Annotated in this window: 16 protein-coding genes, 2 tRNA genes and 4 pseudogenes; 15 read left to right on the top strand and 7 right to left on the bottom strand. The window is 66.1% G+C overall.

Translation table 11 applies throughout. The annotated features are described in order from the left end of the window. The first annotated feature begins 18 nt into the window (after positions 1–18). The 11 genes and pseudogenes from ACHMWU_RS26520 (at position 19) to ACHMWU_RS26570 (ending at position 5,083) form a co-directional block, all read left to right on the top strand. Positions 19–165 carry a hypothetical protein gene (locus ACHMWU_RS26520; protein ID WP_396049318.1) on the top strand — a complete coding sequence of 49 codons (147 nt, stop codon included), beginning with the start codon at positions 19–21 and terminating at the stop codon, positions 163–165. Continuing rightward, entirely contained in the window at positions 162–374 is a 213-nt protein-coding gene (locus tag ACHMWU_RS26525; protein ID WP_396048533.1) for a hypothetical protein, read from the top strand. The genes ACHMWU_RS26520 and ACHMWU_RS26525 overlap by 4 nt, the downstream gene beginning before the upstream one ends. A gap of 223 nt (positions 375–597) precedes the next feature. Next, positions 598–705: pseudogene (locus ACHMWU_RS26530) on the top strand (ABC transporter permease); the annotation flags it as partial. Positions 706–745: 40 nt separating this feature from the next. Next, positions 746–1,423: an ABC transporter permease gene (locus tag ACHMWU_RS26535; RefSeq protein WP_396048534.1), complete on the top strand. Its 678-nt coding sequence runs from the start codon at positions 746–748 to the stop codon at positions 1,421–1,423. Next, complete coding sequence (locus ACHMWU_RS26540) at positions 1,387–1,542, top strand: hypothetical protein (RefSeq protein WP_396049319.1); 156 nt, start codon at positions 1,387–1,389, stop codon at positions 1,540–1,542. The genes ACHMWU_RS26535 and ACHMWU_RS26540 overlap by 37 nt, the downstream gene beginning before the upstream one ends. Before the next feature lies 1 nt (position 1,543). Further along, a complete protein-coding gene (locus ACHMWU_RS26545; RefSeq protein ID WP_396048535.1) occupies positions 1,544–2,734 on the top strand; it encodes an ABC transporter permease in 1,191 nt (396 codons plus the stop codon). Then, entirely contained in the window at positions 2,665–3,189 is a 525-nt protein-coding gene (locus ACHMWU_RS26550) for an ABC transporter ATP-binding protein (RefSeq protein ID WP_396048536.1), read from the top strand. Before ACHMWU_RS26545 ends, ACHMWU_RS26550 begins: the two co-directional genes overlap by 70 nt. After that, positions 3,173–3,760 carry an ATP-binding cassette domain-containing protein gene (locus tag ACHMWU_RS26555; RefSeq protein ID WP_396048537.1) on the top strand — a complete coding sequence of 196 codons (588 nt, stop codon included), beginning with the start codon at positions 3,173–3,175 and terminating at the stop codon, positions 3,758–3,760. Before ACHMWU_RS26550 ends, ACHMWU_RS26555 begins: the two co-directional genes overlap by 17 nt. Beyond that, positions 3,673–3,912 carry an ATP-binding cassette domain-containing protein gene (locus ACHMWU_RS26560; RefSeq protein WP_396048538.1) on the top strand — a complete coding sequence of 80 codons (240 nt, stop codon included), beginning with the start codon at positions 3,673–3,675 and terminating at the stop codon, positions 3,910–3,912. Before ACHMWU_RS26555 ends, ACHMWU_RS26560 begins: the two co-directional genes overlap by 88 nt. Beyond that, a complete protein-coding gene (locus tag ACHMWU_RS26565) occupies positions 3,909–4,229 on the top strand; it encodes a hypothetical protein (RefSeq protein ID WP_396048539.1) in 321 nt (106 codons plus the stop codon). Before ACHMWU_RS26560 ends, ACHMWU_RS26565 begins: the two co-directional genes overlap by 4 nt. A 14-nt stretch (positions 4,230–4,243) precedes the next feature. Next, complete coding sequence (locus ACHMWU_RS26570; RefSeq protein ID WP_396048540.1) at positions 4,244–5,083, top strand: oxygenase MpaB family protein; 840 nt, start codon at positions 4,244–4,246, stop codon at positions 5,081–5,083. Here ACHMWU_RS26570 and ACHMWU_RS26575 read toward each other — a convergent pair. Next, positions 5,070–5,555 (bottom strand): MarR family winged helix-turn-helix transcriptional regulator, encoded by a 486-nt coding sequence (locus ACHMWU_RS26575; protein WP_396048542.1) that lies wholly within the window; start codon positions 5,553–5,555, stop codon positions 5,070–5,072. The two genes, ACHMWU_RS26570 and ACHMWU_RS26575, sit on opposite strands and share 14 nt — an antisense overlap. Before the next feature lie 130 nt (positions 5,556–5,685). Between ACHMWU_RS26575 and ACHMWU_RS26580 the strand changes: the two genes are divergently transcribed. The 4 genes and pseudogenes from ACHMWU_RS26580 to ACHMWU_RS26595 all read left to right on the top strand — a co-directional run. Next, positions 5,686–6,342 (top strand): FMN-dependent NADH-azoreductase, encoded by a 657-nt coding sequence (locus ACHMWU_RS26580; protein WP_396048543.1) that lies wholly within the window; start codon positions 5,686–5,688, stop codon positions 6,340–6,342. Between the two features lie 94 nt (positions 6,343–6,436). Next, positions 6,437–6,865, top strand: a complete 429-nt coding sequence (locus ACHMWU_RS26585) for a YtxH domain-containing protein (protein ID WP_396048544.1) — start codon at positions 6,437–6,439, stop codon at positions 6,863–6,865. A 33-nt stretch (positions 6,866–6,898) separates the two neighbouring features. Next, a complete protein-coding gene (locus ACHMWU_RS26590) occupies positions 6,899–7,234 on the top strand; it encodes a phage holin family protein (RefSeq protein ID WP_396049239.1) in 336 nt (111 codons plus the stop codon). Further along, positions 7,218–7,286: pseudogene (locus ACHMWU_RS26595) on the top strand (DUF3618 domain-containing protein); the annotation flags it as partial. The gene ACHMWU_RS26590 and the pseudogene ACHMWU_RS26595, both read left to right, overlap by 17 nt. Before the next feature lie 134 nt (positions 7,287–7,420). Here ACHMWU_RS26595 and ACHMWU_RS26600 read toward each other — a convergent pair. From ACHMWU_RS26600 to gyrA, 6 genes and pseudogenes are all read right to left on the bottom strand, one after another. Next, positions 7,421–8,048: pseudogene (locus tag ACHMWU_RS26600) on the bottom strand (MBL fold metallo-hydrolase). Then, positions 8,045–9,145, bottom strand: coding sequence for an S-(hydroxymethyl)mycothiol dehydrogenase (locus ACHMWU_RS26605; RefSeq protein ID WP_396048545.1), 1,101 nt, complete (start codon positions 9,143–9,145; stop codon positions 8,045–8,047). Before ACHMWU_RS26605 ends, ACHMWU_RS26600 begins: the two are co-directional and overlap by 4 nt. A gap of 300 nt (positions 9,146–9,445) precedes the next feature. Then, positions 9,446–9,518, bottom strand: a tRNA-Ala gene (locus ACHMWU_RS26610). 140 nt (positions 9,519–9,658) lie between these two features. Beyond that, a tRNA-Ile gene (locus ACHMWU_RS26615) sits at positions 9,659–9,733 on the bottom strand. Next, complete coding sequence (locus tag ACHMWU_RS26620) at positions 9,710–10,600, bottom strand: DUF3566 domain-containing protein (RefSeq protein ID WP_396048546.1); 891 nt, start codon at positions 10,598–10,600, stop codon at positions 9,710–9,712. Before ACHMWU_RS26620 ends, ACHMWU_RS26615 begins: the two co-directional genes overlap by 24 nt. Then, positions 10,597–13,167, bottom strand: a pseudogene (gene gyrA / locus ACHMWU_RS26625) (DNA gyrase subunit A). Before gyrA ends, ACHMWU_RS26620 begins: the two are co-directional and overlap by 4 nt. Between the last annotated feature and the right edge of the window lie 3 nt (positions 13,168–13,170).

Below are 13,170 nucleotides of genomic sequence, written 5' to 3' on the forward strand. Positions count from 1 at the left end.
AACGCCGACGGGTACCCGGTGTTCCAGCTCGGCTGGTTCCCCGACTTCCCCGATGCCGACAACTACCTGTCGCCGTTCATGAGCCCGTACGACGACAAGCAGCCCGGCAACTTCACCAACTCGCACTACAACGGCTGGGCACGGAGTACGAGGACGCGGAGATGACCAAGCTGCTCGACAGCGAGCGCGTCGACGGCGACAAGGCTTCGCGTGAGGCGACCCTCGGCAAGATCCAGGACCGGATCGCGGCCGAGGTGCCGTACCTGCCGCTGCTGACCGGCGCGCAGGTCGCGATCGGTGTCGATGGCGTCGACGGACTCGACAAGACGCTGGACGCGTCGTTCAAGTTCCGCTTCACGTCGTTGTCCAAGTAGGTCTGGCCGCTGACCGCACCTTGAGCTTGTCGAAAGGACACCTCCTTTCGACAAGCTCAAGGTGCCCTGAACAGAGGAACCCATGTCCACCGCTGAAGTCCTCGCCCCACTCGAACCGCCCGCAGGAGAGCCACGCCGCTCCCGGGGCAGGCTGAGCCCGCTCACCCGCTACCTGCTCGTACGGCTTGCCTTGCTGCTGCCGATGATCTGGGTCCTCGTGACGATGGTGTTCGTCCTGATGCGGGTCATCGGCGACCCGATCCAGGCAGCACTGGGTGGCCGGCTCACCTCTGAGCAGATCGCCGAGCGCAAGGCCGAAGCCGGTCTCGACCGGCCGATCCTCACGCAGTACTGGGAGTACATCTCCCGGGTTGTTCAAGGGCGACTTCGGCACGACCCTGACCGACAACCGCAAGGTCTCGGACATCCTGCTCGTCAACGGCGCCGCCACGTTGGAGCTCGCCTTCTGGTCGCTCATCGTGGCGTTCGCTGTCGGCATCCCCCTGGGTCGCCTGGCCGCCCGCTACCGCGACCGGTTGCCGGACGTCCTGCTGCGACTGTTCTCGATCCTGGTCTACGCCGCACCGGTCTTCTTCGTCGGACTCCTGTTGAAGCTCGCGTTCACTCCGTTCGGCTGGCCGTCATCTGGCCGGGCCAGCATCTCGACCGAGCTGACGCTGCAGGACGTGAACCCGCACACCAACATCATGATCGTGGATGCTCTGCTGTGGGGCGATCCGGCCCTCATCGGCGATGTGCTCGAGCATGCGATGCTGCCGGCCATCGCGCTGGGATTGTTGACCGGCGGGGTCTTTCTGCGCCTCGTCCGGGTCAACCTGCTGCAGACGCTGCGCATGGACTACGTGACCGCCGCGAGGGCCCGGGGGGTCTCGGAGCGTCGGGTCATGAACAAGCACGCCTTCCGCAATGCGCTCGTCCCGGTCGTGACGGTCATGGGCATGCAGGTCGCTCTGCTGCTCGGCGGCGCGATCCTCACCGAGACGACCTTCGAGTGGAAGGGTCTGGGCTACGGCTGTCGGAGTACCTGATCCGACGTGACTTCCTCGCGGTCCAGGGCATCGTGACCGTCATCGCGCTGATCGTGGGAGCCATGAGCTTCCTGATCGACGTCATCATCGCGTTCGTCGACCCGAGGGTGAGGTTCTGACATGCGAACGATCTTCAAGCAGTCGCACGGGCTGCAACGGTTCATGCTCCTGCTCGGCTTCGGGCTGGTCGGGCTGTTCATCTTCGTGGCGATCTTCGCGCCCTGGCTCGCGCCGTACGACTTCAACGCCGACCGGGCGAACGGGGTCATCTTCGGTACCCAGCAGCCGCCATCGGCCGATCACTGGTTCGGCACGACCGTCGGTGGCACGGACGTGCTGTCGCGGGTCATCTACGGGGCCCGTACTTCCGTGGAGGTCATCGTCCTGGCCGTCGTCTTGTCGGGGCTCATCGGCGTGCCGATCGGCTTGGTCTCGGGCTACCTGGGCGGTTGGCTCGACCGGGTCCTGGTGCTGATCATGGATGCGCTGTACGCCTTCCCGTCCCTCCTGCTCGCGATCGTGGTGTCGATCGTGGTCTCTGGCGGCGACAGCGGGGCGCTGGGCGGCATCCTCGCCGCGGCTCTGTCGATCACGGTCGTCTTCGTGCCGCAGTACTACCGCGTCATCCGCAATGCCACGCTGGCGGTCAAGGCCGAGCCGTACGTCGACGCGGCCAAGGTCGTGGGCGTGCGCACACCGCGCATCCTGCGCAAGCACATCTTCTCCAACGTCTCGTCGTCCCTGCCGGTCATCGGCACCCTGAACGCGTCCGAGGCGATCCTGACGTTGGCGGGCCTGGGCTTCCTCGGCTTCGGCATCGAGCCCTCGGCCGCCGCCGAGTGGGGGTACGACCTGAACAAGGCTCTGCCCGATGCCTCCTCGGGCATCTGGTGGACGGGGGTCTTCCCTGGTCTGGCGATCGTCCTGATCGTGCTGGGCGCGACGCTGGTCGGCGAGAGCCTCAACGACATCCTCAACCCGATGCTGCGGACGCGTGGAGCCGACACGAGCGAGGCCGACCAGGCCGAGATCGAGCACGAGTTCGCCGAAGTCGTCGACCAGGCCGATTCGCCGGCTGGTGCTGGGCCGCTCGTCGATCCTGTCGAGACGCCCTTTCGCGAGCTCAAGGGGCTCCGGGGGAACAAGTGGCTCAGGGGGAGAAGCGGGTCGCGGCGTTGTCGCTCAGCGACCTGGCAGTCACCTTCCGCACCGACGCCGGGCAGGTCAAGGCCGTCAACGGCGTGCAGCTCGACGTCGCCCCCGGCGAGGTCGTGGCGGTCGTCGGCGAGTCCGGATCGGGCAAGTCGGTGAGCTCTCGCGCTGTGCTGGGGCTGCTTCCGTCGACGGCCGAGGTCACCGGCTCGGCGCGACTCGGCAGCCAGGAGCTGCTCGGGATGCGCGCCAACGACCTGCGTCCCATCCGCGGCGACCAGGTCTCGATGGTGTTCCAAGAACCGTCGACTGCGCTCAACCCCGTCTACACCGTCGGCTGGCAGATCATCGAGGGCCTCCAGGCCCACCAGAAGATCTCGAAGAAGGCCGCCCGGGCCCGCGCCGTCGAGCTGCTCGACCTGGTCGGCATGCCCGATCCGGCCGAGCGGGTCAACTACTACCCTCACCAGCTCTCCGGCGGGCAGAAGCAACGCGTCGTCATCGCGATGGCGATCGCGTGCGATCCCGACGTGATCATCGCCGACGAGCCGACCACGGCACTCGACGTGACCGTCCAGGCCGCGATCCTCGAGACTGTTGCTGTCGTTGCGTGACCGGCTCGGCACCGCGATCGTCCTGATCACCCACAACATGGGTGTCGTCGCCGACATGGCTGACCGGGTCGTGGTGATGTATCGCGGCACGATCGTCGAGCAGGCTCCGGCTCGTCAGCTGTTCAGCGCGCCCGCGCATCCGTACACGCGGGCCCTGCTGACTGCGGTGCCGCACCTGGGCAAGGAGCACGGTCCGGGGCTCGTCGACGACAACGAGGTCGTGCTGTCCGTCGACGATCTCGTCGTGGAGTTCCCCGGTGCCTTTGGCCGTCCCGCTTTCCGCGCCGTCGATCATGTCTCGCTGCAGGTCCGCAAGGGCGAGGTGCTGGGTCTGGTGGGGGAGTCCGGATCGGGCAAGTCGACCATCGGTCGCACGACGGTGGGCCTGCAGCAGCCGACGAGCGGGACGATCCACGTCTCGGGCAACACCATCTCAGGACTCAGCGACCGCCAGTGCGTCCGCTGCGGTCACGCTTCGGCTTCGTGTTCCAGGATCCGGCGTCGTCGCTCAATCCCCGGATGTCGATCGGGCAGTGCGTGGCCGAGCCATTGCACGTCCAGACCGATCTGAGCGGTCCGGAGATCGATGCCAAGGTCAAGAGCCTGCTCGACAGCGTCGAGCTGGGCGGCGCGTACGCCGAACGCTTCCCCCACGAGCTCTCGGGCGGCCAACGCCAGCGGGTCAGCCTGGCCCGTGCCCTGGCACTGGACCCGATCTGTTGATCGCCGACGAGCCGACTTCAGCTCTCGACGTGTCGGTGCAGGCTCGGGTGCTCGAGCTGTTCACCGAGCTGCAGCAGCGGCTGCAGTTCGCGTGCCTGTTCATCAGCCACGATCTCGCCGTGGTCGACAGCCTCGCCAACCGGGTCGCGGTCATGCAGCACGGCAAGCTCGTCGAGATCGGACCGCGTGAACAGGTGCTCGGCAACCCGCAGGAGGAGTACACCAAGCGGCTCATCGCTGCGGTCCCCGTGCCTGATCCCGACGAGCAGGCCAGGAGGAGAGCAGAACGCGGCGCCCTGCTGACCAACATCACCTGAGGCAGACTGGATAGGTGAAGTCCTTACGTGCACGGGTCGGCGACTCGATCTTCGCCCGCATCGCAGGCGACGAGGGTCCGGCTCGACGGGAGCGGATCCACTTCTCCGAGGGACCACGCCGGTATCCACCCGGCTCGGCGATCCACCAGGTCCACGGCGATGCGTCGATGTTCGTCGGCGGTCTACGAGCGCTGCTGCTGCAGTCGCTGCACCCGCTCGCGATGGCCGCCGTCGACCAGCACTCCGGGTTCCGCGGAGATCCGTGGGGGCGTCTGCAACGCACCAGCACGTTCCTGGCCGAGACGACGTTCGGCACGATCGAGGACGCCGATCGGGCCGTGTCGATCGTCCGTTCGGTGCACGAGCACATCAGCGGGACCGCGCCCGATGGCCGTGCCTACGCCGCGTCGGATCCGCATCTGCTGACGTGGGTCCACATCGCCGAGATCGACAGCTTCTTGCGGGCACACGACCGGTATGGCGCCACCCGCCTGGACGCCAGCGGTCGTGACGCCTACGTGGCCGAGACCGCGCACGTCGCCCGAGGGCTGGGGGCACAAGACGTCCCAGAGTCCGTCGACGAGCTCGACGAGCTGTTGGCGTCGTACCGTCCAGAGCTGACCAGCACCCCGGCTGCGCGGCGCGCAGCGCGCTTCATCCTGGTGCATCCGCCGGTGCCACTCGTGATGCGCGCGCCGTACGGGCTGCTGTCGGCGGCCGCTGTCGGACTGATGCCCAGGTGGGCACGGCTGCCCCTGCGGCTTCCCTACCTGCCGGTGACCGAGGCGACGGCCGTGCGGGCCAGCGGCACCGCCGTGACGAAAGGGATCCGCTGGGCGATCAGCACGGCGTGACGTCTGGGCCCGCGCAGATGGAGTGGTCGATCGCGGAGTCGACGACGGTACGACCGAGCAGCGTGCGGAACACGGCGGCCTCATCCTCGCTGAGGGCGCCGAGCACGGTGCGCTCGATGTCGTGGAGCCGGTCGGAGGCCTCCGCGAGGATCTTCTCGCCGCGAGGGGTCAGCACGACTTGGCGGGCCCGTCGATCGGCCGGGTCAGGACGCCGCTCGACCAGTCCGGCCTTCTCGAGATCGTCGACCAGGTAGGTCATCACCGTACGGTCGATGCCCAGGCGCTGGGCGATGGTCGCCTGGTTGCTGCAAGCCCCTTCGGACGACACCGACAGGACCTGGAAGCCACGAGGACCACCCGGCACGTCGTCGACAACCTCGCGCGCGCCGTCCAGATAACGACGCAGCAGGGTGCTGAGCGCCTGGCCGAAGTCGACTGCGGCCTGCTCCTGCGCTGCGGTCGTCTCGGTCATGGTTGCCACTCTATCCGCCCAGGGTCATGACGATCATCACATTTCAAGATCGTCTGTTGTCAATATGATCTGTGTGTAAGACTATCTTCGGTAGACAAACCGCACACCACCGACACCAGGAGCACATGACATGAGCACGATCTTCCGACTGGACGCCAGCATCCGCCGTGAGGGCTCGGTCACCCGAGGCGTCGCTGACACGCTCGAGTCCGCAATCGTCGACGAGCTCGACACTGCCACGACCATCCGTCGCGACGTCGCGTTCGCTCCGGTCGACCCGAGCGTGTGGGCGACCGCGGCCTTCGCCGGCTACACGCCCGAGGACCAGCGCACCCCCGAGCAGATCGCCGCCCTGGGTACCGCAGCCCAGCTCGCCGACGAGCTCGAGTCGGCGGACGTCCTGATCTTCGCCGTCCCGATGTACAACTTCGGCGTCTCGCACCACTTCAAGACCTGGGTCGACACCGTCGCAGCCGATCCTCGCTTCGGACCCGGCAGCGAGACCATCAAGGGGCGCCCCGCCTTCCTGGTCACCGCACGTGGCGGTGGCTACGGCGAAGGAACCCCTCGCGCCGGCTGGGACCACGCAACCGGCTGGATGCGCCGCTACCTCGAAGACGTCTGGGGACTCGACCTCGACGTCATCGAGACCGAGCTGACTCTCGCAGACGTCACCCCGCAGATGGCCGAGCTGCGCGATCTCGCACACGCTCAGCTCGCCGAGTCGCACGAGACCGCCCGCACGACAGGTCGCTCGGTCACGGTCAAGCTGCACGCGCTGGCCTGATTCGCCTGGCGGCAGCGGCGACACAGGCGTGTCAGTCCCGGCAGATGGGGTACGTCCACGGTTCAGCAGCACGCCGAACGAAGGAGTGGACGACATGAAGAAGCTGACCGTACTTGTCGCCGCAGCCGCCGGATACGTTCTCGGAACCCGGGCCGGACGCGAGCGCTACGAACAGATCAAGGACAAGGCAACCAAGGCCTGGAACAACCCCAAGGTGCAGGACACCGTCGAAGGGGTGCAGGAGCAGGCCAAGCACGCCGGCGCCGACGTCGCATCGACCGTGGGAGCGAAGGTCGCCCACACGGCCAGCGACGTGAAGGCCAAGGTCTCCGAGAAGATCTCAGCTCGGACGACCATGAAGACTCTGACGCCGAGCCCCCCGTCGTTCCCCCGCCGGGCACGTCGCCCGCTCCACCCGCTCCGCCGGTGCCCCCGACGTCTCCGGGCGGTGGGCCGCTGTGACAGGCGGCGCCACGCGCCCCGAGGAGGCGTCGACCGGCCAGCTCTTGGCGCAGGCGACTGAGGACATCTCGACCCTCATCCGCGACGCAGCCGGCTGGCGAAGCGTGACCTCGCCGAGAGTGGCAAGAAGGTCGGCGTGGGAGTGGGCATGTTCGGGCTCGCTGGCACCCTCGCGCTGTACGGCCTCGCTGCGCTGATCGCCACGGCGATCCTTGGCATCGCCGAGGGAGTGGCTCCCTGGATTGCCGCCGGGATCGTGACCCTGGTGCTGTTCATCGCTGCCGGAATCGCGGCGGTCGTCGGCAAGGGCCGCATCAGCCATGTCACCGACGCACCCCACGAACGCAGCGACAGCGTCAAGGCCGATGTTGCCGCCGCACGCCACGGAACGGGTTGGACGGATGGAGACGCTCATGACGAACGACCTTGAGGCCGAGATCGCCGAGACACGTGAGCACCTCGGTGAGACCGTCGACGCCTTAGCCGCCAAGCTCGACGTGAAGTCTCGCGCTCAGGCGTCCTTCGCTGCGGCCGACAAGCAACGAATCGGCGCGGCGATCGGCGTCCTTGCGACTGGCGTCATCGTTGCAGTGCTGATTGGTCGGCGCAGCGAGGTTCAGGATCCGCGGGTGATCCACTCGTCGAGGTGGGGTGCTTCGGCGCCGATCGTGGTGTCGTCGCCGTGGCCAGTGTGGACGATGGTCTCGCCTGGCAACGGCAGGAGCCGTTCACGTATCGATTCGATGATCGTGCCAAAGTCCGAGTACGACCGGCCGGTGGCACCGGGGCCACCGTTGAACAACGTGTCACCGGTGAACACGACACCCAAGTCCGGCGCGTACAAGCACGTGCTGCCCGGTGAGTGACCCGGCGTGTGGATCGCGCGCAACGTGGTCCCAGCAACCTCGAACGTGACACCGGCGTGCAGCTGCCTGGTCGGGTGCGGTGTCGTGCTCGGCGTCCCACAGCATCCGGTCAGCCGGCGGGAACCACACCTGCGCCCCTGTCGCCTGGCCGAGCTCGACAGCGGCGTTGATGTGATCGTTGTGCCCGTGCGTCAGCACGACCGCAACAACCGTGCGCCCGTCGATCGCGTCCAGGATCTTCGCGGCGTCATGAGGTGCATCGATCACCAGCACCTCGGCATCATCACCCACCAGCCACACGTTGTTGTCGACGTCCCACGACCCGCCATCAAGACAGAACTGGCCCGACGTCACAACCTTCTGTACCCGGGCGGTCACAGCTTCATCACCGATCGCAGAACCTCACCGTGGTGCATCTTGGTGAACGCGGCCTCGACATCGTCGATACCGATCTTCTCGGTCACGAACGCGTCCAGATCAAGACGTCCCTGCTGATACAGGTCGACCAGCATCGGGAAGTCCCGCGACGGCAAGCAGTCGCCGTACCAGCTGGATTTCAACGACCCGCCACGACCGAACACGTCCAGCAACGGCACCTCGAGCTGCATCTCCGGGGTCGGGACACCCACCAGCACGACCGTGCCAGCCAGGTCACGCCCGTAGAACGCCTGCTTCCACGTCTCAGGACGTCCCACCGCATCGATCACGACATCGGCACCATGTCCGTCGGTCAGAGCCTGGATCGCCTCCACGACACTGCCCCCATCAGCGACGGCTGCGCCGGCATTGATCGTGTGGGTAGCACCCATGCCCTTGGCCCACTCCAGCTTGCGGTCATCCAGGTCGATCGCGATGATCTTCGCCGCATTCGCCAGACGTGCCCCGGCGATCGCGGCCGAACCCACACCACCACAACCAATCACAGCCACCGAGTCACCGCGCTGCACGTTGCCAGTGTTGATCGCCGCACCCAGACCAGCCATCACACCACAACCCAGCAGACCCACCGCAGCAGGAGACGCCGTCGGATCAACCTTGGTGCACTGCCCAGCAGCCACCAACGTCTTGTCCGCAAACGCGCCAATACCCAACGCCGGCGACAGCTCCGTACCGTCCTCCAACGTCATCTTCTGCTTCGCGTTGTGAGTGTTGAAGCAGTACCACGGACGTCCCCGCAGACACGCGCGGCAGTTGCCACACACCGCACGCCAGTTCAGCACCACGAAATCACCGGGCGCCACATCAGTGACCCCTTCACCGACCGTCTCGACCACACCAGCGGCCTCATGACCCAGCAGGAACGGGAACTCGTCGTTGATCCCACCCTCGCGGTAGTGCAGGTCGGTGTGGCACACACCGCACGCTGCGATATCAACCACCACCTCACCGGGACCCGGATCAGGGATCACGATGTTCTCCACCGTGACGGGCTCACCCTTGGCACGGGCAATGACTCCTCGGACGATCTGCGGCATGTCGGCTCCCTAGTCGTGATGGCGATCAACACGACGGTATCTGGCCGCTGCGAACGCTGCTCAGACGGCCTGAAAATTCCTGTGATTCCAGAAATGACATGCATGTTATTTATCCACAGGTGTGTACACAGATGTGCACAAGTAGACCCACGGGCAGTGGACCGCGAAGAAGCGGTGCCTAGCCGACCCATCGAGGGTCCGGACAGGTCGCTAGGTCACCGCACCGGAGCCCCTGCGGCGCAGTTGGCTCAGGAAACACGAAAAGCTTCCCATCCGATCACGGATGGGAGCTTCTCAGTGTGGAGCCGAGGGGACTCGAACCCCTAACCCCCTGCTTGCAAAGCAGGTGCGCTACCAATTGCGCCACGGCCCCGGAGGGTGTTCACACCGTGTCGGTGCCAACCGCCCAGGTGTCCGACGACTTCTCGGACTTCTTCTTGCCAAGGACCCAGAAGACGCCTGCAACAGCCAGCCCGAGGGCTACTATCTTCTTCATCTGACCTCCTTGTTGAGTGGGCGTACCAGGACTTGAACCTGGGACCTCTTCCTTATCAGGGAAGCGCTCTAACCAAGCTGAGCTATACGCCCGCAACAGCAGGTAACTTTACCGCACCCTGTTTCGGGGTCTGAGCACGGGTCGGTCACCGGCTGATTCCGGCTACTTCTCCTCGGAGAAGGTGACCTCCACGCCGCCCATGGCGGGCCGCGAGGTTGTACGATATGGGCTCCAATCGTGGCAAACATCGTCATCAGGACGACGTTGATCGACGACAGCACCAGGGTGAGTCCGACGAACCGGCCGAAGCCGAAGTAGTCCTTGACGTCGAAGCTCGAGCTGTCATCGCTCAGCACCGAGGTCAGCGCGTCATTGATCTGGCCCCACACACCGATGACGTTGAGCACGATCCAGAAGATCGCTGCCGCGACGACCGCGACGATCATCAGCGCGACCGAGATCGAGAACGTCAGACGCGTCACCGACCACGGCTCCACATGGGTCAGCCGCAGGCTGGCCTGACGCCCGCTGCCAGAGGGCTCGGCCTTCGCCGGCTTGCTCGAGCCAGGACCAGCAGGACGCGGGGTCGTGGGACCGACGTCCTTGACCGCAGGGATCACAGCAGTGGTCGCTGCAGTCGGCTTGGTCGTGCGGGCGTACTCGGCCGCCGTGATCGGACGGCCCGGAGGACCACCGATCGGCTCGACGGTGCGCTTCTTCTCTGGCGCAGGTGCTGCGGCCTTCGACGGTGCCGTCACCTGGCGCGGACGTCCCTTGTCGGTCTTGGCCTCTGAGGCCGGAGCTGACGGCTTCTTCACCGGAGTCTTGGGCGCCGCAGGTTTGGCAGCAGCCTTGTCTTCAGGCTTGGGCTTGGGGATCCGGGGGATCGCCTGCGTCGGCGCAGCATCACCGGCCCCCGAGCCCGGAGTAGCCTTTGCGCCTTCGGATTTGTCGGTCACTGATCCCCGCCCTCATCGGTAGAAGCCTCGTCGGTCGTCGTCTCCTCGGTGGAGGCCTCGTCCTGGAGAACTTCGGTGTTGCGCGCAATCGTCACCACTCGGTCGTCCCCCTTGAACTTCACGAAGCTCACCCCCATCGTGCCACGTCCGGTGGGATTGACCCCGGAGACGAGGCTGCGGGTGACCTGCCCACTCGCGGTGACCGAGATGACGTCATCGCTGTCGACAAGGACGAGCCCGCCCACCAGCTCACCCCGGTTCTCGGTGATCTGCATGGCTTTGATGCCCAGTCCACCACGGCCCTGCAAACGGTACTGGTCGACCGGCGTCTTCTTGGCGTACCCGCCATCGGTGACCGTGAACACGTAGAGCTGGTCCTCGGCCGGCACCTCGACGTCCTCGAGCGCATCGGCCGAGTGGCGGATGACGGACAACGACAGCATCGAGTCACCGTCACGGAACTTCATGCCCGTGACACCCGACGTCGCGCGTCCCATGGGACGCAGCTGCTCGTCATCGGCCTGGAACCGGATCGCCTGTGCCTTGCGGGAGATGAGCAGCAGATCGTCTTCAGGCGTCACCAGGCTCTGCACCGATCAGCTCATCGTCGTCATCACGGAAGTTGATCGCGATGACGCCGGCCTGACGCGGGCTGTTGTAGTCGGCCAGGCGGGTCTTCTTGACCAGTCCCTTCTTGGTGGCCAGCACCAGGTAGGGCGCCTGCTCGTAGTCGCGGATCGCCAAGACCTGGGCGATCTGCTCGTCGGGCTGGAACGACAGCAGCCCGGCGACGTGTCCGCCCTTGGCGTCGCGGCCGGCCTCGGGCAGCTGATAGGCCTTGGCCCGGTAGACCCGACCGGCGGTCGTGAAGAACAGGATCCAGTGATGGCTCGTGGTCGAGAACATGTGATCGACCATGTCGTCTCCGCGCAGCGCCGCACCACGAACGCCCTTGCCGCCGCGGTTCTGCACCCGGTAGAGGTCGGTCTTGGTGCGCTTGGCGTAGCCGCCCTTGGTGATCGTGACGACGACTTCCTCATCGGGGATGAGATCTTCCATCGACAGGTCGCCATCGGCCGGGATGATCGGCGAACGTCGGTCGTCGCCGTACTTCTCGGCAATCTCTGCGCTCTTCGGAGACGATCGTGCGCTGACGCTCGGGCTTGGCCAGGATGTCCTTGTAGTCGGCGATCTCGGCTCCAGCTGAGCCAGCAGGTCGATGATGCGCTGCCGTTCGAGGGCAGCCAGCTTGCGCAGCTGCACGTCGAGGATCGCCGTGGCCTGGATGTCGTCGATGTCGAGCAGAGACTTGAGTCCTTCGCGCGCCTCGTCGGCCGTGGGGCTGCGGCGGATCAGGGCGATGACGTCGTCAAGCGCATCGAGCGCCTTGACCAGTCCGCGCTGGATGTGGGCGCGTTCTTCGGCGGCGTCGAGCAAGTACTGGGTACGACGCTGGATGACCTCGATCTGGTGGTTGATCCAGTTGCTGATGAAGCCGTCGAGAGTCAACGTGCGCGGAACGTCGTCGACGATCGCGAGCATGTTGGCGCTGAAGTTCGACTGCAGCTCGGTGTGCTTGTAGAGGTTGTTGAGCACGACCCGCGCGACCGCGTCACGACGGACTTGACCACCAGGCGGCGACCGACGCGCGACGACGACTCGTCGTTGACGTCGGCGATGCCCTGCACCCGGCCCGACATCGCAAGGTCGGCGATCTTCTCGGCGAGGTTGTCGGGGTTGACCTGGTAGGGGAGCTTCCTTGATGACCAGGCTGAGGCCGCCCTTGGTGTCTTCCTCGATGTCGACGATGCCGCGCATCTGGATCGAGCCTCGACCCGTGCGGTACATGTTCTCGATGCCGGTCGTGCCGACGATCAGGCCGTTGGTCGGGAAGTCAGGGCCCTTGATGCGCTCCATCAGCGCCTCGAGCAGCTTCTTCCTTGGAGGCTTCGGGGTTGGCCAACGACCACTGGGCGCCGTCGGCGACCTCACGCAGGTTGTGCGGCGGGATGTTGGTCGCCATGCCGACCGCGATACCGGCCGATCCGTTGACCAGCAGGTTGGGGAAGCGGGCGGGCAGCACGGTCGGCTCGAGCGAGCGACCGTCGTAGTTGGGGCGGAAGTCGACGGTGTTCTTGTCGATGTCACGCACCATCTCCATCGCGATAGGCGCAAGCTTGCACTCGGTGTAACGCATCGCGGCCGCGCCGTCGTTGCCCGGCGAGCCGAAGTTGCCCTGGCCCGAGATCATCGGTGCGCGCATGACCCCAGGGCTGCGCGAGGCGCACCAAGGTGTCGTAGATCGCGGTGTCGCCGTGCGGGTGGTACTGGCCCATCACGTCTCCGACGATGCGCGAGCACTTGGAGAAACCGCGATCGGGTCGGTAGCCGCCGTCGTACATCGCGTAGAGGACGCGGCGGTGCACCGGCTTGAGGCCGTCGCGGACGTCGGGCAGTGCACGCGACACGATGACGCTCATGGCGTAGTCGATGTAGGAGCGCTGCATCTCGACCTGCAGCTCGACGTGCTGGATGCGGTCGAACTCGGGGGGAGTCGTTTCAGTCATGTG

The sequence above is a fragment of the Aeromicrobium sp. UC242_57 genome, assembly GCF_044452305.1.
In the GTDB taxonomy this organism is placed as follows: Bacteria; Actinomycetota; Actinomycetes; order Propionibacteriales; family Nocardioidaceae; genus Aeromicrobium.

Excerpts from the sequence above, each read along its gene's own strand:
- ACHMWU_RS26525 (WP_396048533.1), top strand. The coding sequence starts at position 162 with ATGACCAAGCTGCTCGACAGCGAGCGCGTCGACGGCGACAAGGCTTCG.
- ACHMWU_RS26545 (WP_396048535.1), top strand. The coding sequence starts at position 1,544 with ATGCGAACGATCTTCAAGCAGTCGCACGGGCTGCAACGGTTCATGCTC.
- ACHMWU_RS26575 (WP_396048542.1), bottom strand. The coding sequence starts at position 5,555 with ATGACCGAGACGACCGCAGCGCAGGAGCAGGCCGCAGTCGACTTCGGC.
- ACHMWU_RS26580 (WP_396048543.1), top strand. The coding sequence starts at position 5,686 with ATGAGCACGATCTTCCGACTGGACGCCAGCATCCGCCGTGAGGGCTCG.
- ACHMWU_RS26585 (WP_396048544.1), top strand. The coding sequence starts at position 6,437 with ATGAAGAAGCTGACCGTACTTGTCGCCGCAGCCGCCGGATACGTTCTC.
- ACHMWU_RS26605 (WP_396048545.1), bottom strand. The coding sequence starts at position 9,145 with ATGCCGCAGATCGTCCGAGGAGTCATTGCCCGTGCCAAGGGTGAGCCC.